Annotated in this window: 1 protein-coding gene; it reads left to right on the top strand. The window is 47.0% G+C overall.

The features are described 5' to 3' along the window. Positions 1-668: DUF5117 domain-containing protein (locus HC175_RS16040; protein WP_168139414.1), on the top strand; the 668-nt coding region annotated here is incomplete at both ends.

The raw sequence follows: 668 nt of genomic DNA, 5'->3' as shown, positions 1-668 counted from the left end.
AAAAAACTGGATAAATCCCGTACTTACATCCAATCGGCACACTCTTATCCGAAGAACATTGAAGTGAAGCACGTGTTGACCTATGAAGCCGAAGAACCGCCCGAAAGAGACCAGGCCGGCACCATTTCTATGTTGATGAACCAGTCCATGATCCTGCTTCCGGAAGATAAAATGCAGCCCCGCCTTGCCGATCATCGTGTGGGATGGTTCACAACCCGCAAATATGACTACAATTCCCAGGCGCTTAAAGCTGATGACTATGAGATCATCAACCGCTGGAGACTAGTGCCTAAAGATATTGAAGCATATAAAAGAGGTGAGCTGGTAGAGCCGGTAAAACCTATTGTATGGTACCTCGATCCTGCAACGCCTGAAAAATGGAGGCCTTACTTCCGGCAGGGGATAGAAGACTGGAACGTGGCTTTTGAAGCTGCAGGTTTTAAAAATGCAGTAATTGCGAAAGATCCTCCAACTAAGGAAGAAGATCCTGAATTCAGTCCCGAAGATGTACGGTATTCAGTAGTGCGCTATGTGGCCAGCACAACAAGAAATGCGATGGGACCTTCTGTGACCGATCCCCGTACCGGAGAAATCATTGAAAGCGATATTATCTGGTATCATAATCACCTGCGATCTTACCGTAACAGGTTTATGATCGAGGCAGGGGC

The sequence above is a fragment of the Salinimicrobium oceani genome (assembly GCF_012037645.1).
The sequence above is the reverse complement of the archived record's forward strand: the minus strand, read 5'-3'. Positions and strand labels throughout refer to the sequence as shown.